The 22,306-nt window shown below is 73.4% G+C and carries 19 protein-coding genes and 1 pseudogene; 6 read left to right on the top strand and 14 right to left on the bottom strand.

From position 1 onward, the window contains the following. Positions 1–20 precede the first annotated feature (20 nt). On the top strand, positions 21–824 hold the full coding sequence (locus tag AB0J86_RS00330; protein WP_363850162.1) for an alpha/beta hydrolase: 804 nt from the start codon (positions 21–23) through the stop codon (positions 822–824). 90 nt (positions 825–914) lie between these two features. After that, entirely contained in the window at positions 915–2,633 is a 1,719-nt protein-coding gene (locus AB0J86_RS00325; RefSeq protein ID WP_363850160.1) for a thiamine pyrophosphate-binding protein, read from the top strand. Here the strand turns inward: AB0J86_RS00325 and AB0J86_RS00320 are convergent. Next, the gene (locus AB0J86_RS00320) at positions 2,630–3,277 is read right to left on the bottom strand and encodes a TetR/AcrR family transcriptional regulator (protein ID WP_363850158.1); all 648 of its coding nucleotides are present in this window, start codon (positions 3,275–3,277) and stop codon (positions 2,630–2,632) included. The genes AB0J86_RS00325 and AB0J86_RS00320 overlap by 4 nt on opposite strands. Positions 3,278–3,456: 179 nt before the next feature. Between AB0J86_RS00320 and AB0J86_RS00315 the strand changes: the two genes are divergently transcribed. Both AB0J86_RS00315 and AB0J86_RS00310 read left to right on the top strand, forming a co-directional pair. Continuing rightward, positions 3,457–4,386 (top strand): chlorophyllase, encoded by a 930-nt coding sequence (locus AB0J86_RS00315; RefSeq protein WP_363850156.1) that lies wholly within the window; start codon positions 3,457–3,459, stop codon positions 4,384–4,386. Positions 4,387–4,494: 108 nt separating this feature from the next. After that, positions 4,495–5,337 carry an LLM class flavin-dependent oxidoreductase gene (locus AB0J86_RS00310; RefSeq protein ID WP_363850153.1) on the top strand — a complete coding sequence of 281 codons (843 nt, stop codon included), beginning with the start codon at positions 4,495–4,497 and terminating at the stop codon, positions 5,335–5,337. A gap of 334 nt (positions 5,338–5,671) precedes the next feature. On the opposite strand, the gene AB0J86_RS00305 is transcribed toward AB0J86_RS00310, so the two are convergent. From AB0J86_RS00305 to AB0J86_RS00285, 5 genes are all read right to left on the bottom strand, one after another. Continuing rightward, the gene (locus tag AB0J86_RS00305) at positions 5,672–6,529 is read right to left on the bottom strand and encodes an ABC transporter permease (protein WP_363850150.1); all 858 of its coding nucleotides are present in this window, start codon (positions 6,527–6,529) and stop codon (positions 5,672–5,674) included. Continuing rightward, on the bottom strand, positions 6,526–7,554 hold the full coding sequence (locus AB0J86_RS00300) for an ATP-binding cassette domain-containing protein (protein WP_363850147.1): 1,029 nt from the start codon (positions 7,552–7,554) through the stop codon (positions 6,526–6,528). Before AB0J86_RS00300 ends, AB0J86_RS00305 begins: the two co-directional genes overlap by 4 nt. 78 nt (positions 7,555–7,632) lie before the next feature. Then, positions 7,633–11,040, bottom strand: coding sequence for a BTAD domain-containing putative transcriptional regulator (locus AB0J86_RS00295; RefSeq protein ID WP_363850144.1), 3,408 nt, complete (start codon positions 11,038–11,040; stop codon positions 7,633–7,635). 119 nt (positions 11,041–11,159) lie between these two features. After that, positions 11,160–12,389, bottom strand: a complete 1,230-nt coding sequence (locus tag AB0J86_RS00290; protein WP_363850141.1) for a family 16 glycosylhydrolase — start codon at positions 12,387–12,389, stop codon at positions 11,160–11,162. Positions 12,390–12,504: 115 nt separating this feature from the next. Next, positions 12,505–14,592, bottom strand: coding sequence for a S9 family peptidase (locus AB0J86_RS00285; RefSeq protein WP_363850138.1), 2,088 nt, complete (start codon positions 14,590–14,592; stop codon positions 12,505–12,507). Positions 14,593–14,674: 82 nt separating this feature from the next. Here AB0J86_RS00285 and AB0J86_RS00280 point away from each other — a divergent pair, with 82 nt between their 5' ends. Continuing rightward, on the top strand, positions 14,675–15,997 hold the full coding sequence (locus tag AB0J86_RS00280) for an FAD-binding oxidoreductase (protein ID WP_363850135.1): 1,323 nt from the start codon (positions 14,675–14,677) through the stop codon (positions 15,995–15,997). Positions 15,998–15,999: 2 nt separating this feature from the next. On the opposite strand, the gene AB0J86_RS00275 is transcribed toward AB0J86_RS00280, so the two are convergent. The 5 genes and pseudogenes from AB0J86_RS00275 to AB0J86_RS00255 all read right to left on the bottom strand — a co-directional run. Further along, positions 16,000–16,716, bottom strand: coding sequence for an alpha/beta hydrolase (locus AB0J86_RS00275; protein ID WP_363850132.1), 717 nt, complete (start codon positions 16,714–16,716; stop codon positions 16,000–16,002). Next, positions 16,713–17,231 (bottom strand): pyridoxamine 5'-phosphate oxidase family protein, encoded by a 519-nt coding sequence (locus tag AB0J86_RS00270; RefSeq protein ID WP_363850130.1) that lies wholly within the window; start codon positions 17,229–17,231, stop codon positions 16,713–16,715. Before AB0J86_RS00270 ends, AB0J86_RS00275 begins: the two co-directional genes overlap by 4 nt. Next, positions 17,228–17,731 carry an SRPBCC domain-containing protein gene (locus tag AB0J86_RS00265; RefSeq protein ID WP_363850127.1) on the bottom strand — a complete coding sequence of 168 codons (504 nt, stop codon included), beginning with the start codon at positions 17,729–17,731 and terminating at the stop codon, positions 17,228–17,230. The genes AB0J86_RS00270 and AB0J86_RS00265 overlap by 4 nt, the downstream gene beginning before the upstream one ends. Next, positions 17,724–18,062 (bottom strand): metalloregulator ArsR/SmtB family transcription factor, encoded by a 339-nt coding sequence (locus AB0J86_RS00260; protein WP_363850124.1) that lies wholly within the window; start codon positions 18,060–18,062, stop codon positions 17,724–17,726. The genes AB0J86_RS00265 and AB0J86_RS00260 overlap by 8 nt, the downstream gene beginning before the upstream one ends. A gap of 523 nt (positions 18,063–18,585) precedes the next feature. Beyond that, a pseudogene (locus AB0J86_RS00255) lies at positions 18,586–19,110 on the bottom strand (M23 family metallopeptidase); the annotation flags it as partial. Positions 19,111–19,426: 316 nt separating this feature from the next. Here AB0J86_RS00255 and AB0J86_RS00250 point away from each other — a divergent pair. Further along, positions 19,427–20,008, top strand: a complete 582-nt coding sequence (locus tag AB0J86_RS00250; protein ID WP_363850121.1) for a hypothetical protein — start codon at positions 19,427–19,429, stop codon at positions 20,006–20,008. 72 nt (positions 20,009–20,080) lie between these two features. On the opposite strand, the gene AB0J86_RS00245 is transcribed toward AB0J86_RS00250, so the two are convergent. From AB0J86_RS00245 to AB0J86_RS00235, 3 genes are all read right to left on the bottom strand, one after another. After that, the gene (locus tag AB0J86_RS00245) at positions 20,081–20,536 is read right to left on the bottom strand and encodes a MarR family winged helix-turn-helix transcriptional regulator (protein ID WP_363850118.1); all 456 of its coding nucleotides are present in this window, start codon (positions 20,534–20,536) and stop codon (positions 20,081–20,083) included. A 96-nt stretch (positions 20,537–20,632) separates the two neighbouring features. Next, a complete protein-coding gene (locus tag AB0J86_RS00240) occupies positions 20,633–21,301 on the bottom strand; it encodes a class I SAM-dependent methyltransferase (protein ID WP_363850115.1) in 669 nt (222 codons plus the stop codon). Positions 21,302–21,455: 154 nt separating this feature from the next. After that, positions 21,456–22,295, bottom strand: coding sequence for a methyltransferase domain-containing protein (locus AB0J86_RS00235; protein WP_363850113.1), 840 nt, complete (start codon positions 22,293–22,295; stop codon positions 21,456–21,458). Between the last annotated feature and the right edge of the window lie 11 nt (positions 22,296–22,306).

Here is a 22,306-nt window from a genome sequence, read left to right as displayed (position 1 = left end):
CGTCACCGGAGGAACCGCAGATGCACGACGTACCCGAGACCCACCTGGGCGGCATGGCCGCCGAGCGGCACGGCGGGACAAACCCACGGCCGCCGCTGGTGCTGCTGCACGGCCTGACGTACGACCGGCGCCAGTGGGGGCCGGTGCTGCGCGAGCTGGCGGCCGTGGACCCGGGCCGGCGGGTGCTCGCCCTCGACCTGCCCGGGCACGGCGGCTCGCCCCGGCGCGACTCGTACGACCTGCCGGAGCTGGTCGAGGCGGTCCACGCGGCGGTGACCGAGGCCGGGCTCGACGCCCCGGTCCTGGTCGGCCACTCCTTCGGGGGTGTGCTGGCGACGAGCTACGCCGCGCGGTACCCGGCCCGGGAGGTCGTCAACATCGACCAGCGGCTGCTGGTCGGCAACTTCGGGGCGGCGCTGCGCCGCGTCGAGCCGGTGCTGCGGGGTCCGGGCTGGGCGGAGGTCTGGGACTCGATGCTCGCCCGGATGCACATCGACCTGCTGCCCCCGGCCGCGCGGGAGCTGGTCCGCACGGCCACCACGCCCCGCCAGGACCTGCTACTCGGGTACTGGCACGAGATCCTGACCAGGCCCGCCGAGGAACTCGGCGCCGAGCGGGAGCGCGAGCTGGCGGTGCTCCGCTCGCGCGGCGTCGCGTACCGGTACGTGACCGGCGACGAGCCCGATCCGGCGTACCGGCGGTGGCTGGAGTCGACCCTGCCGGCGGTGACGATCACCGTGCTCCCGCGCAGCGGCCACTTCCCGCACCTGGCCCACCCGGCCGAGGTCGCCGCGATGCTCGCCGGGACCGCCGGCCCGGCCTGACCGCCCGCGTTTAGCCCCGGGGCGCTCGGGAAAGCGCCCGCGTTCCCGCGCCCACCCGCGCGGGCGGGCCGGTGCGGGCGGGGGGCGGAAGTGGGTTCGGGCCAGGAGACCAGGGTCGGTGAGCTGCTGCTAGGTCGGCTGCACGACCTCGGCGTGCGGCACATCTTCGGCGTGCCGGGCGACTACAACATGGAGTTCCTCGACCAGATCGAGGCGTTCCCCGGCATCGAGTGGGTGGGCAGCTGCAACGAGCTGAACGCCGCCTACGCGGCCGACGGGTACGCCCGGTTGGCCGGCATCGGCGCCCTCGTGACCACCTTCGGGCCCGGCGAACTGTCGGCGGTCAACGGGCTGGCCGGTGCGATGGCCGAATCCGTCCCGGTCGTGTCGATCGTCGGCGGGCCGACCACGGAGATCATGCAGCGCCGCGCGGCGATGCACCACTCGCTCGGCGACGGCGACTTCGAGCGCTGGGTCCGGATCGCCGCCGAGGTGACCGTCGCGCAGACCACCCTGACCGCCGCCAACGCGGACGCGGAGACCGCACGCGTACTGCGGGAGTGCTGGCTGCAACGGCGTCCGGTCTACGTCCGGATCCCCGGTGACGTGGCCCGCCAGCGGGTCGCGCCGCCCGCGCGCCGGCTGGACCGGCCCGTCCCGGCGCCCGCGCCGGACCCGCTCGACGCGTTCACCGCGGCGGCGCAGCGCCTGCTGGCGGAGGCGGTCCGCCCCGCCCTGCTGGTCGGTCACCTGGCCATGCGGTACGGCCTGACGGGCGCGGTGAACGCGTTCGTCGAGGAGCGGAACTGGCCGGCCGCCACGCAGAGCCTCGGCCGCGGCCTGCTGGACGAGACCCGCTCGAACTTCCTGGGCATCTACAACGGCGGGGACAGCACCGAGCCGGTCCGGCAGGTGATCGAGGGCGCGGACGCATTGGTCTGCGTCGGTACGAAGTTCTTCGACTGGGACGGCCTGTTCAGCGCCGACCTCGACCCGGCCCGCATCGTCGTCGTCGGTGCCGCCTCCGCCACGGTCGCGGGTACGACGTTCGCCCCCGTCGCGCCGGAGGAGGCGGTGCGCCGGCTACGCGACATCGCGCCCGAGCGGACCGTGGAGTGGCCCCGGTACCTCGGGGAGCAGCGGCCACCCGCGGTGCTCGACCCCGACAGCCGGGCGCCGATCCGTCAGGCCCGGCTCTGGCCGGCCGTGGAGGAGCTGCTCGAACCGGGCGACATCGTGGTACCGGAGACCGGCACGCCGTCGTTCGGGGTGGCGACGCTGCGGCTGCCGCGCGGGGTGACCTGCGTGCAGCCGCCGCTGTGGGGCGCGATCGGCTACGCCACGGCGGCCGCGTTCGGCGCCGGCACGGCGGCACCCGAGCGCCGGCTCGTGCTGATCACGGGGGATGGCTCGTTGCAGCAGACCGTGCAGGAGCTGAGCCGGGTCGTGGCCACCGGCCAGCGGCCGATCATTATCGTGGTCAACAACGGCGGGTACACGGTGGAGCGCGCGATCAACGGGCCGCACCAGCACTACAACGACATCGACAACTGGCGGTACAGCGAACTGCTCTCGGTCTTCAACCGGCACGTGCCGTGCGACTCGTACGTGGTCGGCACCGAGGGCGAGCTGGCGCAGGTCTTCGGCCGCCTGCGCGGTACGCCCGCCCGCCCGACCATCGTCGAGGTGCTCGCCGATCCGCAGGACCTGCCCGCCGGCATGCCCGAGTGGGGTCGGGAGACCGCCTCGGTCGACTACCAGCAGGCGGTGACGCGTTCCGGCTGGCTGCCGTGGGGCGGTCTGTCCTAGGCCGGGGCCGGCTCGACGCCGCCGGCCGGCCCACCCGCGCGCCGGGCGGTGACGCGCAGCCCGGCGAGCAGGAGTTCGACCAGGCGGCGGGCGTCGTACCGGGGGTCCTTGCCCGCGCCGATGCAGAGGTTGCCGACGCCGCGCATCAGTTCGAGGGCCTGGATGTCGGGACGGATCTCGCCGGCCCGGGCGGCGGCGCCGAGGAGTTCGGCGCAGACGGGGGCGAGGCGATCGACGAAGTAGGCGTGCAGGCTCACGAAGGTGGCGTCGTCGGACTGCAGCGCCTCGGCGAGCCCGTGCTTGGTGACCAGGAAGTCGACGAAGAGATCGATCCACCGGGTCAGCGCGTCGTACGGTGAGTCGCTGCTCGCCAGCAGGTCCGGGCCGGCCTGGACGCACGCCTCGACCTGGTGCCGGTAGACGGCGACGACGAGGTCGGCCCGCGTCGGGAAGTGCCGGTAGATCGTGCCGACCCCGACGCCGGCCCGGGCCGCGATGTCGCGTACGGGCGCGTCGACGCCGGCGGCGACGAAGGCCGCGGCGGCCGCTTCCAGCAGGGTCTCCTCGTTGCGCCGGGCGTCGGCCCGCTTACGAGGGGCGGACGATCCCGATCTCGATCCCGATCCGCCACCGATGCCAGCCACCGCGCAGTCTCCTCCGTCACTCGCCTTGCTAACCGGAACGGCGTTCCGTATCGTTAAACGGAACGCTGATCCGCTACTCCATGATGCCAGAGCCGGCGTTCCCGCGACCTCGTCGCCGCCGGCCCCCGGAGCCGACCCGCGCCGCGCGTCGCCGTCCACCTCATTCCCGGGAGGAAACCATGCTCCACTCCGACGAACCCGTCGGCCCGGCCGCACCCGTCGTCTCGGTACGCCCGGTGCTGCTGCCGGCGCCCGGTCGCGGCGAGGACCTGCGGGTACGGGTCTCCGCCCCGGCGACCGGCCGAGACCTGCCCATCGTCGTCTTCTCGCACGGCTTCGGCGAGTCGCTGGACGGCTACGCCCCGTTGGTCGACTTCTGGGCCGCCCACGGCTTCGTGGTCGTCCAGCCCACCCACCTCGACTCGCGGACGCTGGACGTCGCGCCCGACGATCCCCGTCACCCGGAGATCTGGCGGTTCCGGGTCGAGGACCTGACGCGCGTCCTCGACCGGCTCGACCTCGTCGAGGCCGCCCTCCCCGGCCTCGCCGGACGGCTCGACCGCGGCCGCATCGCCGTCGCCGGACACTCCTGGGGCGCCCAGACGGCGAGCATGCTGCTCGGCGCGCGGATCCTCGACGCCGACGGCGTCCCGGGCGAGGACCGGTCCGACCGGCGGATCAAGGCCGGCGTGCTGCTCGCCGCACCGGGCACGGGCGGGGCCGACCTGACGCCGTTCGCCGCCGAGCACTTCCCCTTCATGAACCCGGACTTCGGGCGGATGACCACGCCGGCCCTGGTGGTCGCGGGGGACAAGGACCAGTCCGCGCTGACCGTACGGGGCCCGGAGTGGTTCACCGACCCGTACGTACTGAGCCCGGGGCCCAAGAGCCTGCTCACCCTCTTCGGGGCGGAGCACTCGCTGGGCGGGATCTCCGGGTACGCCAGCACGGAGACGACGGACGAGAACCCCGAGCGGGTCGCCCTGGTCCGCCGGCTCACCTGGGCCTTCCTGCGCGGCGCGCTGTACCCGGGGGACGGCAGCTGGTCCGCGGCGCGCGCCGAACTGGCGGCGCGCGCCCATCCGCTGGGCCGGATCGACTCCAAGTGACGTTCCCGGGACAGGTCGCCCATCCGACCGGGACGGCCCCCGATCACCAGAGCAGCAGACCCCCCGATCACGGAGAGGACCCACGGACCCATGCCCAGCTTCGGGATCATGACCGCCCCCATGCAGGTCGACTACCACGACATCCAACGGGTCTGGCGGGAGGCGGACGCCATCGCCGAGATCGAGCACGCCTGGCTGTTCGACCACCTCATGCCGATCGGCGGCGACCCGGCCGGACCGACGTACGAGGGCTGGACGCTGCTCGCGGCCCTCGCCGCGCAGACCCGGCGGCTGCGCCTCGGCCTGCTCGTGACCAGCAACCGCTTCCGGCCGCCCGCGATGCTGGCCAAGATGGCCGCGACGGTCGACGTCGTCGCCGGCGGGCGGCTCGACTTCGGTATCGGCGCGGGCTCGCGCCCCGGCCATCCGCTGGCCCGGCGCGAGTACGAGGCGCACGGCCTGCCATACCACGACTTCGCCCACTCGGTGGGGAGCCTCGCCGAGGCGTGCACCGTCGTCCGGCGCCTCTGGACCGAGACCGAGCCGTTCGACTTCGCCGGCAGGTACGTCCAGCTCACCGGGGCGTTCTGCAATCCCAAGCCGGTCCAGCGTCCCCACCCGCCGATAATGATCGGCGGCCGCTCGTCCGCGACGCTGCGCGTGGTCGCCGAGCACGCCGACCTGTGGAACATCCCCGGCGGTGACATCGCCGACGTCGTCCGTCGCGGCGCGCTGCTCAACCGGTACTGCGCCGAGATCGGGCGCGACCCCGCGTCGATCACGCGCTCGATCCACCTGCCGGTCTCCTACGACCGGCCGGGTACGACCCGGGCGGAGATCGGCGAGGCGCTCGCCGCCGGCTTCTCGCACATCGTCCTCGGGCTGACGGCGCCCTACCCCGCCGACGTCGTCCGGTGGGTCGTCGACGAGTTCGTCGCCCCGTCGCGCTAGCCGAGTAGGTCCGAAGCCTGGTCAGTGGTCGTAGGTGATCAGGAGGCTGGTCGTGGGCCGGCCGGTGAGGGTACGACCGGGTGCGGCCGTCGGGGCTGGCCGGCGGGTTCGTCCTCGCCGTGCCGGGCCGGAAAGTGGTTCGCTCTTTCTCTCCACACCATCGCCGGTGTGATCACAACGAATTCGGTGTGGAGAGAAAAGAGCGAACCACCTTCGCCAGGGTCACCCGGCGTGTCCACGCGGAGCGGGTCGGCCAGGGCGGCGGCCGGGCCGCCCCGGCCGGCTGCCCGGCTCGGCCGCGTACCCGGTCAGGTCGCGCGCCCGGCCCGGCCCGTCACCGGCTCAGGTGGTGGTAGCGGCGTACCGCCAGCGGCGCGAAGACCGCGATCAGCGCCACCGGCCAGGCCACCGCCAACAGCAGCGGGTGTTGCGCCGCCCAGGAGTCACCGCCGAGCCCCGGATTGCCGAACAGCTCGCGGGCGGCGGCCGTGGTGGCCGAGAGCGGGTTCCACTCGGAGACCACGCCGAGCCAGTCGGGCATCAGTTGGGGCGAGACGAAGACGTTCGACAGCGCGCTGAACGGGAAGGCCGCCGGGAAGATGATCACCGCGACCGTGTCGGGGTTCGGTACGACCAGGCCGAGGTAGATCCCGACCCAGGTCACCGCCACCCGCAGCAGCAGGACCAGCGCGACCGCGAGCAGCGCCCCGCCCATCCCGTCGTGCCACTGCCAGCCCACCAGCAGCCCGCAGACGACCAGGGTGACCAGTTCCAGCACGGCCCGGACCAGGTCGGCGGCGCCCCGGCCGACGAGCAGCGCCGAGCGGGCCACCGGCATCGAGCGGAACCGGTCGACCACGCCCCGGCTGACGTCGGTGGCCACCGCGGAGGCGGTCGCGCCGAGACCGTACAGCATGGTCATCACGAAGACGCCGGGGAGCAGGAACTCCCGGTAGTTGCCGCCGCCGGCCACCGCCATGCCGCCGCCGAGGACGTACCCGAAGACCAGCACGAACATGATCGGCAGCGAGAAGTAGATGATGATCTCTTCGGGCGACCGGAGCACGTGCGCCAGGTAGCGCAAGGTCATCGTCCACCCGTCGCGTACCACCCGGCGGAGCCGTCCGGCCCGGGCCGTGACCGGCCCGGGCGCCGGCGGCCGGTGCGGTTCGGCCCGCAGCGTGGCGGTCATGCCGTACCTCCGGGCGTCGCCGTCCGGCCGGCGTGCGCCGGCGAGGGCAGGGTCGCGTTCGGGCCGGCGGCGTCCGCCGTGCCGTGCCCGGTCAGCTGGAGGAACGCCTCGTCGAGGGTGGGCCGGCGGACGCCGATGTCCTCGACCACGACCCCGGCGCCGTGCAGCGCCCGCATGACCCGGGTGAGCGCGGCGACCCGGTCGTCGCGCACCGGCGCGGTCACCCGGCGGCTGTCGCGGTCGACCTCGGGGGGCGTACCGCACGACTGGTGGACCAGCGCCACGGCGCGGTCGAGCCCGGCCGCGTCGCGCACCACCACCTCGATCCGGTCGGCGCCGATGTGGGACTTCAGCTCGTCCGCGGTGCCCTCGGCCACCACCCGGCCCGTGTCGACGACCGAGATCCGGTCCGCGAGCTGGTCGGCCTCCTCCAGGTACTGCGTGGTGAGCAGCACCGTGGTGCCCTCGCGGACCAGCGCCCGTACGGCGTCCCACAGCTGGTTGCGGCTGCGCGGGTCGAGGCCGGTGGTCGGCTCGTCCAGGAAGAGCACCTCCGGCGTCCGGATGAGGCTGGCGGCGAGGTCGAGCCGGCGCCGCATGCCCCCGGAGAACTCGCGCGCCGAGCGGCCGGCCGCCTCGGTGAGCCCGAACTGTTCCAGCAGCTCGTCGGCGCGTCGCCGGGCGTCGCCGGCGCCGAGATGGTGCAGCCGGCCGAAGAGGACCAGGTTCTGCCGCGCGCTGAGGATCTCGTCGACCGCGGCGTACTGCCCGGTCAGCGCGATCCGGGTGCGGATCAGGTCGGGTTGGCGCGCCAGGTCGAACCCGGCCACCCGGGCCCGGCCGGCGTCACAGCGCACCAGCGTTGACAGGATCCGTACCGCCGTGGTCTTGCCCGCCCCGTTCGGTCCGAGCAGGCCGTGCACCGTGCCGGCCGGCACCGCGAGGTCGAGCCCGGCCAGAGCTCTGGTCGTGCCGTACCGCTTGCGCAGTCCCTCGGCGACGACCGCAGGTGTCGATGTGGTCATGTCCCCAGGCTGGGACCCGCCGCTGACCAGCCACGCACCGCGCGCGCACGAGCGGGCCGCGACCGCGTGCGAACGCGCTCAGCCGGCCGGTGAACCGCGCTGCCGGCCGGTCGGTGGGGCCGCGCCCAACACGGCCAGCGCCTGCTCGCGGCTCAGGGCGGCGCCCCGCTCGTACGCCGAGCGGCAGGCCGCCTCGCCGAGCCGGGCCCGTACCGCGGCCAGCGCGCCGCCGCGCCCGCCGAGGTCACCGTGCCCGCCGAGGTCACCGTGCCCGCCGAGGGCGGTGGTCCCGTCGAGCCGTCCGGCGGCGGTGGCCGGCAGCAGCGCCCCGGCCGCGCCGAGCAGCAGGGCGGCGTGCTCGACGGCGCCCTCGCGCAGCGCCAGCTCGACCAACCCCTCGACCGCGCCGACCAGTGTCTCCGACTCCCACGGCAGGTCCGACCCGCGCAGTGCCCGCTGGTACCAGTCCCGGGCGGCGTCGGCCTCGCCCTCGGCGGCGGCGATCCGGCCGAGGATGAGCAGCAGGCCGAGCCGGATCGCCTCGGGCACGAACCAGCCGGTGGGGCACTCGGCGAGCGCCGTCTCGCAGAGTCGCCGGGCCTCGGCGAGGTCGCCCCGCTGGCGGGCGATCTCGCCGAGGCCGGCCCGCGCCGCCGCCAGTACCTCGGGCGCGCCCGAGCGGCGGGCCAGCCGTGCCGCCCGGTCGAGGTCGTCCCGCGCCCCCGCCAGGTCACCGGCGCGCCGCCGCCCGTCGCCCCGGATGCGCAGTACGTCCGCCATGTCCACGGTGGAGCCCAGCTCCTCGGCCAGGCGCAGCGCCTCGTCCATCGGTCCTACGGCACCGGCGTGGTCGCCCCGCAGACTGGCCAGCTCGGCCCGGGCGGAGAGGACCATGATCATGCCCCACCGTTCGCCGATGGCCCGGAAGCCGTCCAGCGCGACCCGCAGCTCCCGTTCGGCCGGTCCCGTCTGGCCGTCGAGCAGCCAGGTCATCCCCAGTCCGGTGGCGGCCAGCGCGTGGGACCACGCGTCGCCGCCGAGCAGCACCCGGCGCTGGGCCATCATGGCCGCGGTGGTCTCGGGGTCGCCGGGTGGTCCGGTGGTCATGCCCGAGAGGGCGAGCAGGAACGGCAGCCGGGGCGGACCGGTCATGGTCTGCCAGACGGTGGCGGCGTCGACGAGGTTTCCGGGCGGGGCGGTCCCGAGGCGTCCGAGGGCGGCGTCGAGGTCCTCGGCCGGTGCGGCGCCGGCATGTGCGGGAGGGACCGCGTGGAGGTTCCCGGGCGGGATGCCGCCGCCCAGCGCCGCGTACGCGACACAGAGGGCGTACTCCTCCGCCAGCCCCTCCGGCGGGCCCGCCTCGGCGCGGCGGAGCACCTCGGCGGCGAGCGCCGCCCCCTCGGCGCGCAGGCCGCGCAGCCACCAGTAGAAGGCCAGCGTCGCGACCAGCCCCAACGCGGTACGGACGGCACCGGAGTCGATCGAGCGACGGAGCGCGGCGTGCAGGTTGTCCCGGTCGGCGTCGAGGCGGCGCAGCCACTCCAGCTGTTCGCCTCCGCGCAGATGCGGGTCGGCGGTGGCCGCCAGCTCGTGGAAGTATCCGGCGTGGGCGAGTCGGAAGCGTTCCGTCTCGCCGGCCTCGGCGAGCCGCTCGGCACAGAACGCGCGGACCGTTTCGAGCATCCGGTAACGGCCCGTACCGCCGACCTCGGCCGCCGCCTGGCCTGGCTGGAGTGCCGCGCCGCCGACCCCCTCCGCCGCGCCGCCGACCTCGACCAGCGACTTGTCGGCCAGGCTGGTCAGCACGCCCACGACGTCGAACCCGGGCTGCCCGCAGACCCGTTCGACCGCCGCCAGGCTGGCCCCGCCGGCGAAGACCGACAGCCGGCGGGCGAGCGCCTGCTCCGCCGGTTCGAGCAGGTCCCAGCTCCACTCGACCACCGCGCGCAGGGTCTGGTGCCGTGGCTCGGCGACGCGGCTGCCCCGCGACAGGAGCCGGAACCGGTCGTCGAGCCGGGCGGCGACCTCCGCCACGGGCAGGGCGCGGACCCGCGCCGCGGCCAGCTCGATCGCCAGCGGCAGGCCGTCGAGGGTACGGCAGATGCGCAGTACCGCCTCGGCGTTGGCGGGTGTCACCGCGAAGCCGGGTACCACGTCGGCGGCGCGCTCCGCGAAGAGCCGTACGGCCGGGTAGTCTCGGGCGTGCTCGGGGGTGCTCTCGGCCGGCGGCAGGGCCAGCCCCGAGACCGGGCAGAGTGCCTCGCCAGTGAGGCGTAGCGGTTCCCGGCTGGTGGCGAGGACGTGCAGTCCGGGGCAGGCGCCGAGCAGCCGGGCGGCGAGCCGCGCGGCGGCGTCCACGAGGTGCTCGCAGTTGTCGAGGACGAGCAGCAGGGACCGGTCGGCGAGCGCCGCGACGAGCCGTTCGGCGGGATCCTGCGGTTGCTGGTCGAGCCCCGGCCGCAGCCCGGCCGCGCGCAGCCCGAGCGCGCCGAGCACCGCCTGCGGCAGCTCGGTACCGTCGCCGAGCGGCGCCAGCTCCACGAAGCAGACCTCGCCGGAGCGCCGCCGGGCCGCCTCCACGGCCAGCCGCGTCTTGCCGGCACCGCCGGGCCCGGTGAGGGTGACCAGCCGCGTCTCGCCGAGCAGCTTCCCGATCCGCCGCAGCTCCTCGTCCCGCCCGACGAAGCTGGTGAAGTGGCCCGGCGGGGCGGACCGGACGGCCGGCGCCGGCGCGGGCGGTTCGTCGGCGCGGAGCAGGGCCAGGTGCAGCGCGGCCAGCTCGGGCGAGGGGTCGGCGCCGATCTCGTCGGCGAGCACCCGGCGGGCGTCGCCGTACACCGCCAGCGCCTCGGCCTGCCGCCCGCTGCCGTGCAGGGCGCGCATGAGCTGGCCGTGCAGCCGTTCCCGCAGCGGGTACGCGGCGACCAGCTCGCGCAGCTCCGGTACGAGCGGAGCGGACTCGCCGAGGCCCAGCTCGGCCTCGATCCGGTCCTCGACGGCGGCGAGGCGCGCCTCGGCCAGGCGGGTGGCGGACGCGGCGGCGAAGGGCGCGTCGAGCACGTCGGCCAGCGGCTGCCCCCGCCACAGGTCGAGCGCCGCCCGCAGTACGGCCACCGCCCGGGGCCGGTCACCGGCGGTCAGGGCGCGGTGTCCCTCGGCGGCGAGCCGGTCGAACCGGTGCGCGTCGACCTGTTCGGGGTCGACCGCGAGCCGGTATCCCCAGCGGTGGAACTCGACCGGGAGCGGGGTCCCCGCCTCGGCCGGCAGCGCCTGGCGGAGCCGGGAGACCTGCGACTGGAGCGCGTTGGCGGCCCCGGCCGGCGGCTGGTCGCCGTAGAGGCCGGCGATCAACCGGTCGGTGGGGACCACCCGGCCGGCGTCCAGGAGCAGCAGCACCAGCAGGGCGCGCAGCCGGGACCCGCGGAGGGCGACCGCGCGCCCGTCGGCCAGGTGCAGCTGCGTCGGGCCGAGGATGCCGAAGCGCATGGCCCATTGTCGCCCACCGCGTCGCGCACCCCCGCCCCCGCGATCTAGGGCAAATCCACGTGATTGGAGATCATTTAACGAGGATTTGCCCTAGATCGGCGCGTGGGGTGGGGGTGGGGTCAGCCGCGGCGCCACTTCTGGTTGGTGGCGCCGGTGCAGTCCCAGATCTGTAGCTTGCCGCCGTTGGTGGTCACCCGGTCCCGTACGTCCACGCACTTGTTTGCCCGTGGGTTGACCAGGTCGCCGGCGGAGCTGAGGACGAACTGCTGGGCCGCGTTGCCGTTGCAGGTCGCGAGCTGCACGTTCGTCCCGTTGGTGGTCGCGGCCCCGGCGACGTCCATGCACTTGCCGAGCGCCCGGATGGTGCCGTCACCGGGGAAGCTCCACTGCTGGGCGGCGGTGCCGTTGCAGTCCCAGATCTGCAACTGGGAACCGTCGGCCGGGTTCGCGCCCGGGACGTCGATGCAGCGGTTGCTGGCCGACCCGATCAGCCGGCTGCCGCCGCCCCCGCCGCTGTTGTTCCACGCCTGGACCCGTACGTAGTCGACCACCATCTGCTGCGGGAACTGGGTGCTGCCGTCGGGGTAGCCGGGCCAGTAGCCGCCGACCGCGACGTTCATGATGATGAAGAACGGGTGGTCGAAGACCCAGCGGTCACCGCCGAGGTCGGCCGGGGTCTTGCGGGAGTACTGGTTGCCGTCGACGTACCAGGTGATCGAGTCCGGCGCCCAGTCGACCGTGAAGGTGTGGAAGCCGTCGGCGAACGACTGCCCGTTCGGCAGCGTGTACGCGGCGCCGATGCCCTCGGCGCCCGAGTAGCCCGGCCCGTGGATGGTGCCGTGCACGGTCCCCGGTTCGCGGCCGATGTTCTCCATGATGTCGATCTCGCCGCCGTCGGGCCAGTTGCCGCCGCCGAGCATCCAGAACGCGGGCCAGATGCCCTGCCCGCGCGGCAGCTTCATGCGGGCCTCGAAGCGGCCGTACGCCTGGCTGAACGTACCGGAGGTGAGCAGCCGGGCCGAGGTGTACTGGCAGTAGCCGTAGTGGCATTGGTAGTTGGCGGGGTTCTCCCGGCGGGCCGTGATGACCAGGTTCCCGTTGCCGTCGAGCGCGGCGTTGCTGGTGCTGTTCGTGTAGTACTGCTGCTCGTTGTTGCCCCAGCCGCCGCCACCGATGTCGCGTCGCCACTTGTTGCCATCGGGGGCGCTGCCGGCGGGACCGTTGAAGTCGTCACTCCAGGTGACCGCACCGGGCTCGGCGCTGGCGGGTTCGGGGGCCGGTACCGCCAGCGTCGCCGCCAGGCCGACGCTGGCCAGAGTCATGGCCAGGAGGGTTCGTCGTGTACGCATATAAATGTTTCTACGCGAGAAAGCGCTCTCTCGCAAGATTGTTAACTAATCGTGGGTAGCCGATAACGGCCTGCGGCCCGCCCGGATACCGGACGGGCCGCGCGGGACGAGGGTGTCAGCCGGCCAGGCCGAGCCGGTCGAGGGTCCAGGCCGCCACGAACGCCTCTTCCTTCCAGGCGTTGTACCGCCCGCTCGGGCCGCCGTGCCCGGCGCCCATCTCGGTCTTGAGCAGGTACGAGCCCTGCGGCGCCACCGCCCGCAGCCGGGCGATCCACTTCGCCGGCTCGTGGTACAGCACCCGGGTGTCGTTCAGGCTGGTCACCGCGAGGATCGGCGGGTAGTCCACCGCCGCCACGTTCTCGTACGGGGTGTAGGACTTCATGTAGCCGTACACCTCGGGGTCGGCGAGCGGGTTGCCCCACTCCTCCCACTCCGTGACGGTCAGCGGCAGCGACGGGTCCAGGATGGAGTTGAGCGCGTCGACGAAGGGCACCTGCGCGACGATGCCGGCGAAGGCGTCCGGGGCGAGGTTCGCCACCGCCCCCATCAGCAGGCCGCCGGCCGAGCCGCCCCGGGCCACCAGCCGGTCCGTGCTGGTCCAGCCCGACTTGACCAGGTGCCGCGCGCAGGCCACGAAGTCCGTGAAGGTGTTCTTCTTGGCCAGCAGCTTGCCCTCGGTGTACCAGCGCCGGCCCAGCTCGCCGCCGCCGCGGATGTGCGCCACCGCGAAGACCACGCCACGGTCGAGCAGCGAGAGCCGGGGGATCGAGAACCAGGGGTCCATGCTCGCCTCGTACGAGCCGTAGCCGTAGATGACGCAGGGCGCCGAGCCGTCCCGGGGCGTACCGGCCCGGCAGACCAGCGAGATCGGTACCCGGGTGCCGTCGTCGGCCAGGGCCCAGTCGCGGTGCTGCTCGTAGTCGGCCGGGTCGAACCCGTCCAGCACCGGCTTCCGCTTGCGCAGCACGAGTTCCCGGGTCACCAGGTCGTAGTCGTAGATGGAGTCCGGCGTGACGAGCGAGGTGTAGTGCAACCGGATGGAAGTTGTCTGGTACTCAGGGTTAGCATCCAGTCCCACACTGTAGATAGGCTCAGGGAAGTCGATGTCGTACGAGTCCGTACCGCCCGTCGCCAGTACCCGCAGACCCGTGAGCCCCTCCGACCGCAGCGACACCACGATGTGGTTGCTGAACGCGTCGACCCCCTCCAGCCGCGTACCGGGAGAGTGTTCGATCATCGGTACCCAGTCGCCGGGCGCGTCGGCCGAGGTGTACGCCAGCGCGAAGTCCTCGGCGCCGTCGTTGTGCAGGATCAGGAACCGGTGACCGTGGTGCTCGATCGAGTACTCCACGCCCTGCCGGCGCGGTGCGATCACGGCCGGCTCCCCAGTCGGGTTCGTCGCCGGGATCACCCGTACCTCGCTGGTGATCTTGCTGCTCGCCTCGATGACGATGAACTTCTCCGACCGGGTCAGCTCCACGCCGACCCAGAACCGCTCGTCGCTCTCCTCGTAGACGACCACGTCGTCGGCGGCCGGCGCGCCGACCGTGTGCCGCCAGACCCGGTACGGCCGCCACGCCTCGTCCACGGTCAGGTAGAACAGGGCCGATCCGTCGGCGGACCAGGCGGTGCCGTAGAAGGTGTCGGGCACCTCGTCGGCGAGCACCTCGCCGGTGGAGAGGTCCTTGATCCGAAGCGTGAACCGCTCGTCGCCGGAGAAGTCGGTGGAGTACGCCAGCCAGCGCCCGTCGGGGCTGACGTCGGAGGTGCCGAGCGAGAAGAAGTCGTGCCCCTCGGCCAGCGCGTTGCCGTCGAGCAGGATCTCCTCGCCGTCGAGCGGCGTACCGTCCGCCGTCGCCGGCGGCTCGGTCTCGCCGTCGCGCACCGGGCGCCGGCACTGGATGCCGTACTGCTGGCCCTCGACGGTGCGGGTGTAGTACCAGTAGCCGCCCTTGCGTACCGGCACCGACAGGTCGGTCTCCTGGGTGCGCCGCTTCGTCTCGTTGAAGAGCGTCTCGCGCAGCGACGCCAGCCGCTCCGTGCTCGCCTCGGTGTAGCGGTTCTCCGCCTCCAGGTAGGCGATGGTGTCCGGATCGTCCTTGTCGGCGAGCCAGGCGTACTCGTCGACGACCGTGTCGCCGTGGTGGGTGCGCTCGGTCGGGATCCGCTTGGCGACGGGGGGCGTCGGCGTCTCAGTCGTCACCCCGGTCACGTTACCGCGCGAGCGGCGCCACGGGCCGCAGCGGTCGTTGCGAAACGTTCGAACATATGTACGATGGGCCGGGATGTGGGGGGTGGATGTGTTGATCGAACGACCGTCCGGTGACGCGATCGCGCGACGTCTCATCGAGATCTGTGGGCCCGAGTTCACCCGTCCCTCCGGCGCCGCCGACGAGGTCGCCGGCGCCCCGTCCCGCTGGGTCGCCGCCCCGCCCGACGTCGAGGGCGTCTCCGCCATCCTGCGGGTCGCCGCCGAGCACGACCTCTCCGTCGTACCCCGGGGCGCCGGCACGAAGATCGACTGGGGTGCCACCCCGTCGTCGTCCCCGGTGGACATCGTGCTGGACACGGGCCGGATCGCCGGGATCTGGCACCGGCCGGAGGACCAACTGGTCGTCGAGGTGGGGGCCGGCACGCCGGTGCGCTCGGTCCAGTCGGTCCTGGAGCGCCGCGGCCAGCGGCTCGCGCTGGACGTGCCCTCCGACGGCGCCACGATCGGCGGGGTGATCGCCGCGGACGAGGCCGGGCCGCTGCGGCACCGCCACGGCACCCCCTGCGACCAGCTCTTCGGCATCAGCTATGTGGACGCCGCCGGGGTGCTGACCCACGCCGGCGGGTGGTCGGCGGGCGACAACACCGCCTCGGAGCTGGCCCGGCTGCTCTGCGGCTCGCACGGCGCCCTCGGCGTGCTGGTCTCGGCGACCCTGCGGGTGCAGCCGCTGCCGGCGAGCCGGATCTGGGTGACCCGGCCGCTCTGGACCCCGCTGGAGGTTCCCAACCTCGTCCTCGACATCCTCGCCGCCCAGCTCTCGCCGGCCGCGGTCGAGGTCGACCTCCTCGCCGAGGAGGGCGCCGCCCCGGCGCGCCGGGACGCCGCCGGGCGTCCGCTCGCCGGGACCCTGGCCGTACTGCTGGAGGGCGGTGCGGCCGACGTCGCCGACCGGGTACGCCGGCTCGGCAACCTGCTCGACGGCCAGGAGACCACCTCGGCGGCGCCGCCACCCTGGTGGCGGCGGTACCCGTTCGGGCCGGACGACGTGGCGCTGCGGGTCGACGTACCGCTGCCGGACCTGCCCGCCGCGGTCTACGCGCTGCGGGACGCGGTCGGCGAGCCCGTGCCGATCCGCGGCTCGGCGGGGCTCGGTACCGTGCACGCCGTCCTGCCGGGCAAGACCTCGCCGCACCGGGTCGGCGCGATCCTCGCCGCCGTCCGGAACGTCCTGCTCGCCCGGCGCGGCCGATGCGTGGTGATCGCCGCGCCGCCCGCGGTACGGGGATCGGTCGATCTCTGGGGCGACGTGCCCGACCTGTCGCTGCTGCGCCGGGTGAAGCAGCGCTTCGACCCGGCGCAGCGACTCGCCCCCGGCCGCTTCGTCGGCGGCCTCTGAGGCTAGGCCGTCTCCGCCTCTAGTTGGCTCCGGTACGCCTCAAGCCGGTCGGCCAGCTCCGTGGGGTGGCCGAGCATCGGAAGGTGGTCGCCGGCCATCTCGTCCGGGACGATGCGCAGCCGGTCGCGTACGACGCGCCGCATGAAGTCGGCCGGGAAGAAACGGTCGCCACGGCTGAGGAGAAACCTCGTCGGCACCTCCGGCCATGCCGCCAGCGGCCACGGTTGCGTGAAGGGCGTGCTGGCCTGGGCCTTCCCGCGGCTGAGCGCCTCGGCCGCGAGCCGCGGCGGGAGGTCGTGCACGAACAGCGTCACCAGGTCGTTCTCGGCCCTGCCGTCGAGTGCGTCCTGCTCACGCCTGGCCTGGTCGTGACCGGTGGCAGCCCACCACTCGCCGGGCAGCTCGCCCGGCTTGGGGATCATCGCCTGCAGCATCACCAGGAGCCGCACCGGCACCCGGTCGCACACGAGCGGAGCGGTGAACCCGCCGAAGGAGTGGGCCACCACGACCAGGTTGGTACGCGCCCCGACCGCCGCGATCACCGAATCGGCGTACTCCGTGAGGCCCGCCGATTCGTCGTCACACGGCAGGTCCACGGCCACCACGTCATGGCCCCGGTCACGCAACTCGGCGGCGAGCAGGTGCCAGCACCACGAGTCGGCCGCCGCGCCGTGGATCAGCACGTACGTGGCCGGCGTACCGGAGCGGATCCGGTTCACGATCGGCCCCGCCGCTCGAACTCCTCTGGACTGGTCCCACCCGGCAGCCGGGTCTGGAAGTCCAGCACGCCCACCCAGGTGGGGCGGACCGCGATGCGGAACATCCTCGTACCCGGGTGATCGACCGCGGCGATGTTGGCGGCGCCCTGCTCCGGACCGCCGTAGCGGTAGTGCGCCAGGATGTACTCCGGCACGATCCCGTCGACCTCCGTGACCTCGGCCCGGCCGCGGATGAGCAGTACCTCCGGTGGCGTGGACGCGGCGTCTATGGTGATCGCGACCGCCGGTCGGGCCCGTAGGGCAGCCACCTTGGCCCCACCGAAGGTGGAGAGCACCACCTCGGTTCCGGTCCAGTGGAAGAGCATGGGGAAGACCCGCGGTGTGCCGTCCGACGCCACATACGCGATGCGCGCCAGTTCGGTCGAGGCCAACAGCCGCTGTGCGACCGGGCTCTGCAGCAGCCGGAGGTCTCCCTGTGGCAGTCCCGTCAGGTCCGCACCGCTCGTGACGGTCATCGGGCTGCTCCGGTCGATGCGGAAGTGACCCGGGCCAGCCGCTCGGCCAGCCGGTCGAACGAGCTGGACCAGCCGTTCTCCAGCTCGGCGTTCTCTTCGCTCGCGGCGAGGCCGCAGACGTGGAACGTCATTTCGGTCCGGTCCCCGAGTTCGGCGAAGGTCACGGTCAGCACCGCCTCGTCGGGGAGGGTCCCCGACCCGGGCCGCACCCGCGTGGTCAGCACCAGCCGCTCGGGCTCCACCACCTCCCGGCAGGTGAAGGTCACCGGGTACTCCGTGCCGTCGACGTCGTCGATCATGGGTAGCTGCCATATCCCGCCCGGCCTGACGTCCATCGAAATGCTGGACAGGGGGGTGGTGACGCCGACGGGTCCGAACCACTGGGCGATGTGCCGTGGGTCGGTCCATGCCTCGAAGACCAGCCGTCGCGGTGCGTCGAAGACCCGGGTGATCGTGAATTCGCGGGTGGGTGCCCCGTGGGCGACCGGGTTGTCAGCCATTCGTGCTGCCTTTCTGGATCTCGTGCAGGTGAGCGGAGAGGCGGTCGAAGCTGCCCTCCCAGAACTCCCGGTAGCGCTCCAACCAGTCCGTGGCCTCGCGCAGGGGTGCGGGTTCCAGCTGGCACGGGCGCCACTGGGCGCTGCGCCCGCGGGTGATGAGTCCGGCTTGTTCGAGCACCTTGAGGTGCTTGGAGACCGCCGGCAGCGTGAGCGGCAAGGGCTCTGCCAGCTCGTTGACGGTGGCCTCGCCCTCGGCCAGCCTGGCCAGGATCGCCCGGCGGGTGGGATCCGCCAAGGCGGCGAAGGTTCTGTTGAGCTGATCCGTATCCATGGCCTACTTAGCTAGGTGGTTAATTAGCCGAGACGTTAAATATACAGGTCAACGTCGCCCTGTCAACGCGGCCGTCGGGCGCGCAAGCAGTAGGTACGGCGATGGAGCCGGCCGAGGCGGTGGCCGGGAGATCAGGGATCTTCGCCGGCGCCGACCGGCATCGACCCGTGCCGGCTGGCATCGACCGGTGCCGGACCGCTGGTCCGTACCCCGGTCGTGGCGTGGCCGCCCGGACCGGTGGTCCGGGCGGCCACGCGTTCGTGCGGGCAGATCAGCAGATCGGTACGCCGGGTAGCTGCGCGGCGGGATGGTCGATGTAGATGTTGGTGAGGTAGCCGTTCTGGTCGCGCAGCCGCGACCACCAGTTGTTGGTGTAGCCCTCGGCGGAGACCGTGTCGCCCTGCTTCTGGCAGAGCACGTAGACCAGGGTCGGCCCGGCCAGGGTGGTCACGACCGGGGCGGCGAGGCGGACGTCGCTGCGCACCCGTACTCCGCTGCCCCAGGTCCAGAAGGCGGTACCGCCGCCGCAGCCGTTGTCGCTGGTCAGGTACTTCTGGTTGTACGAGCCCGGGTACGGCGCCAGCGACGCCCCGTTGATCACGATGTTCTGGCCGACGCCGTTGAGCAGCTGCTCGTAGTGGATGTGCGGGCCGGAGGAGTTGCCGGTGGTGCCGGTGACGCCGATCTGCTGCCCCTGGCCGACGACCGCGCCGTCCGGGACCGAGTACGAGGCGAGGTGGAAGTAGTACGTGGTCCAGCCGCCGCCGTGGTCGATGACGATGTAGTTGCCGGCGCCGCTGGGCTGTGAGTACCGCCGCGCGGTGCCCGAGGCCGAGGCGAGCACCGGCGTGCCGCCGGTCGTACCGCCGTCGGCCCGGACGAAGTCCAGCGCCAGCCGTACCTCGGCGCTGTGGTGGCTGTAGGTCCAGCGCTGACCGCACGGGAATGGGGCCTTGAAGACCGGGGCGGCGTGCGCCGGGGTCGCCACCAGCAGGGTGGCCGCGAGGGTCGCGAAGATCGTGGTCGCCAGGGCGGCGAAATACCTGATGGGTCGTCGCACGGGTCCGTCCTTCCGGGGGTGGGGAGGAGTCGGTCGTTACGCGCGCGGTACGCAGGATGTTAGCGACAGCATCCATCTATGTAAATGTTTGACGGCGCGGCCCGCCCAGGTGGAGTTTTCCTGCGAGGGCCGACCCGGCCCCGCCCGGTCGGCCTCCGCCGGCCCGGGCCAGCCTGACCCGGCAGGTCGACCGGGCCGGCGGCGGTTGACACCGGGCCCCACGGTCCGCACACTGCAAAGAGGTTTAAAACGTAAAGTTGTTGGCGGCGAGAAGGCCGCCGGCGACGCCAGGCTGAGGAGCAGCATGTCGACCGAGACCCACCCGGCGGCGCCGGACCGCATCGCGCCCGCGCGCACCCGGGTCAGCGCGGACGGGCAGTTCAGCGCGCTGATCCTGGGCTTCTTCGGCGCGGCCTGGTTCGGCTGGGCCCAGGAGGGACCGCCGGCGCACTGGTCCGGTCCGCTGACCGTGGCCGGCATCGTCAGCGCCGCCGTGGCGGTGATCGGGGCGGTACGGACGTGGCGGCTCCGCCGCGAGCTCTCCGCCCGCGACCGGGAGATCTCCCGGCGGTACGGGATCGTGGTCGGTATCTGCTACGCGCTGATCGTGATCGGCAACATCGCCGTGGTCCGCACCGGCCACAGCGAGTACATCGCCCCCTGGGTCGCGTTCGGCATCGGCGTGCACTTCTGGCCGCTGGTGCCGGTGCTGAAGGACCGGCTGCTCATCCCGGCGGGCGCCGCCGTGGTCGCGGTGGCGGTCGCCGCCGTGGTGATCGCCCAGCTCACCGACGTACGACCCAGCGCGGTGACCGGCGCCGGCACCGGGGCGGTCCTGCTGGTCATTTCGATCATCCAGCTCTTCCGCCGCCGACCGGCCCGCTGACCGGCGGCGGCACCCGGCTCTTCCGCCGGGCAGCGGGCCGACGTTCGTCCGTCGCGGCGTGAGCGGGGCTGGTCAGGGGAGGTCGCTGTCGCCGCCGAGATTGTCGATCATCCGGCGGAGTACGTTCAGCGCGGCGACGTACTCCGCCGGGTCGATCCCGTCGTGGGTCCGCTCGTGTACGCGGGCGTTGCGCTCCCTGGCGCGCTGCCGTCCCGCCTCGCCGGCCTCGGTGAGGTGGAGCCGGTCGCCGTCGGCCCGCAGCCAGCCCCGGCCGAGCAGGTCGTCGATCACCTCCGGCAGGCTGATGCCGAGATCGTCGAACCGTTGCAGCCGTTCCGCAAGGCTGGTACGGGTCCACTCGCCGGGCGCGCCCGCGACGTGGTTCAGCGTCCACCAGTGCGGTTGGGTGAGGTCCTCCCGCGCCAACTCGGCGCGGAGCAGGCCCACGACCGTACGGTACGTCTCGCCGCTCCAGTACCCGATCGGCTGGCGGGCAAGTTCCTCGTGCGAATACTCCTTGATGGCCACCGGCGCTCCCTCCCGTGACGGGCCGGACGGGACGACCGTAGGACCTCAAGCGCGATCGAGGTCAAGCCGGCGCCGGTGGGGCCGGGCGGCGGACGATCAGGGCCGGCGGAACTCGGCGAGCCAGCGGCGCGACTTCGGCGTCGAGCCGGTCAGGATCTCGATGCGTACCGGGCGGAGGCCGTCGCGGGCGAAGGACTCGACCTCGGCCCGGTCCAGCGGCCAGGGCGGACCCTCGACGGGCGGCTCCCCGTCCTCCCGGTGGATCGCGACCACGAGCAGGGTGCCGGCCGGCGCCACCAGTTCGGTGACGCGGCCGATGGCGGCGTCCCGCTCGGAGACCGGCAGCGCCTGCACCGTCATCGACTCGAAGACCAGGTCGAACGCCTCCCGCCACTCGTCGGGCGGGGCCAGCAGGTCGGCCGTCCGGTAGCGCACCCGGGACTCGGGGAAGCGCTGCCGGGCGGCCCGTACGGCGGTGCCGGAGATGTCGAAGGCGACCGTGTCGTAGCCGAGGCCGGCCAGGTACTCGGCGTCGTGACCGTACCCGCAGCCGACCACGACCGCCCGCCGCCCGGTGCCGTCGCGCTCCCGCTTCCCCGCCCACTGCGCGAGCAGCGGGTGCGGCGCGCCCCGGTCCCACGGCACCTCCAGGTCGCCCTGTTCCGCGGCGGTGTAGAGGCGCTCGAACCAGCCGGTCGGATCCTGGACCGCGAGCGATTCGGCCGCCAGCCGTCGGACCTCCCGGTCCGGATCACTGACCGTCATGCGCCGACCCTATCTTTCCGTCGATCACGCCCCACCGCCCGTCGATCACGCCCCACCATCCGTCGATCATGGACTTGTGGTCGGGAAAATATCCGTATTACACCTGTTTATCCCCGCCACAATTCCATGATCGACGGGGTGGAGCGGGGTGGGGTTAGGCGGGGCGGACGGCGGTGACCAGCCAGATGCTGCCCATCAGGCGTACGCCGTCGGGGGACTCGTACGCCCGCAGCGCCTCGCGGACCTCGTCGCGTACCCGTGCCCGCGTCGCCTCGTCCACGTCGGCGAGGTTGTGCCGCACCGGGCCGGTACCGAAGTAGAAGTCCACCGCGTCGGCCGCGTCCCGCCCCCAGACGACCGGTACCGGCACGAGGGTGACCGACACGTCCGCGAAGCCGGCCGCGTCGAGGATCTCGGTGACCCGGTCCGGGTCGGCGAGCGAACCCATCCCGCGCGCGGCCGGCGACGGGGCCCGCATGAGCGGCGCCAGCGCGGCGAACGCCCGGGTGTGGTCGGTCTCTCCCCCGCCGCGCCCGGGACCGGCGAAGACGAGCCGCCCGCCCGGCCGCAGCGCGCGCCGGATGTTGGTGAAGGCGGCGACGTGATCGCCGAAGAACATCACCCCGCCCCGGCTGAGCGCCAGGTCGTAGCCGGCGTCCGGGAACGGGTGGACCTGCGCGTCGCCCCGTTCGAAGGTGACGTTGCCCAGCCCTTCGGCCGCCGCCCGGGCGCGCGCCTCGGCCAGCATCGGCGCGGAGATGTCGACGCCGGTGACCCGCCCCGGGTCGGCGGCGCGGGCCGCGAGCCGGGTGACGAGACCGGTGCCACAGCCGATGTCGAGCACCCGGTCGCCGGGCTCGATCGCCGCCGCGCCGAGCAGTGGTTCGTTGATGCCGGCGGCCATCACGTCGTACCGGTCGGCGTGCTCGGCCCAGTGCCGCCCCTCGCTGCCGTTCCACGCCTCGGCCTGTCGGATGTTGACGATCGTGGTCATGCTCGTCTCCC

The organism is Micromonospora sp. NPDC049559, assembly GCF_040676675.1.
Lineage (GTDB): Bacteria > Actinomycetota > Actinomycetes > Mycobacteriales > Micromonosporaceae > JBFAPK01.
Note: the sequence above shows the minus strand (reverse complement) of the source record. Positions and strands in the feature narration are given on the sequence as shown.

Excerpts from the sequence above, each read along its gene's own strand:
- AB0J86_RS00270 (WP_363850130.1), bottom strand. The coding sequence starts at position 17,231 with ATGACCGTCACGAGCGGTGCGGACCTGACGGGACTGCCACAGGGAGAC.
- AB0J86_RS00310 (WP_363850153.1), top strand. The coding sequence starts at position 4,495 with ATGACCGCCCCCATGCAGGTCGACTACCACGACATCCAACGGGTCTGG.
- AB0J86_RS00260 (WP_363850124.1), bottom strand. The coding sequence starts at position 18,062 with ATGGATACGGATCAGCTCAACAGAACCTTCGCCGCCTTGGCGGATCCC.
- AB0J86_RS00265 (WP_363850127.1), bottom strand. The coding sequence starts at position 17,731 with ATGGCTGACAACCCGGTCGCCCACGGGGCACCCACCCGCGAATTCACG.
- AB0J86_RS00315 (WP_363850156.1), top strand. The coding sequence starts at position 3,457 with ATGCTCCACTCCGACGAACCCGTCGGCCCGGCCGCACCCGTCGTCTCG.
- AB0J86_RS00280 (WP_363850135.1), top strand. The coding sequence starts at position 14,675 with ATGTGGGGGGTGGATGTGTTGATCGAACGACCGTCCGGTGACGCGATC.
- AB0J86_RS00305 (WP_363850150.1), bottom strand. The coding sequence starts at position 6,529 with ATGACCGCCACGCTGCGGGCCGAACCGCACCGGCCGCCGGCGCCCGGG.
- AB0J86_RS00330 (WP_363850162.1), top strand. The coding sequence starts at position 21 with ATGCACGACGTACCCGAGACCCACCTGGGCGGCATGGCCGCCGAGCGG.
- AB0J86_RS00240 (WP_363850115.1), bottom strand. The coding sequence starts at position 21,301 with ATGACGGTCAGTGATCCGGACCGGGAGGTCCGACGGCTGGCGGCCGAA.
- AB0J86_RS00235 (WP_363850113.1), bottom strand. The coding sequence starts at position 22,295 with ATGACCACGATCGTCAACATCCGACAGGCCGAGGCGTGGAACGGCAGC.
- AB0J86_RS00295 (WP_363850144.1), bottom strand. The coding sequence starts at position 11,040 with ATGCGCTTCGGCATCCTCGGCCCGACGCAGCTGCACCTGGCCGACGGG.
- AB0J86_RS00300 (WP_363850147.1), bottom strand. The coding sequence starts at position 7,554 with ATGACCACATCGACACCTGCGGTCGTCGCCGAGGGACTGCGCAAGCGG.
- AB0J86_RS00290 (WP_363850141.1), bottom strand. The coding sequence starts at position 12,389 with ATGCGTACACGACGAACCCTCCTGGCCATGACTCTGGCCAGCGTCGGC.
- AB0J86_RS00250 (WP_363850121.1), top strand. The coding sequence starts at position 19,427 with ATGTCGACCGAGACCCACCCGGCGGCGCCGGACCGCATCGCGCCCGCG.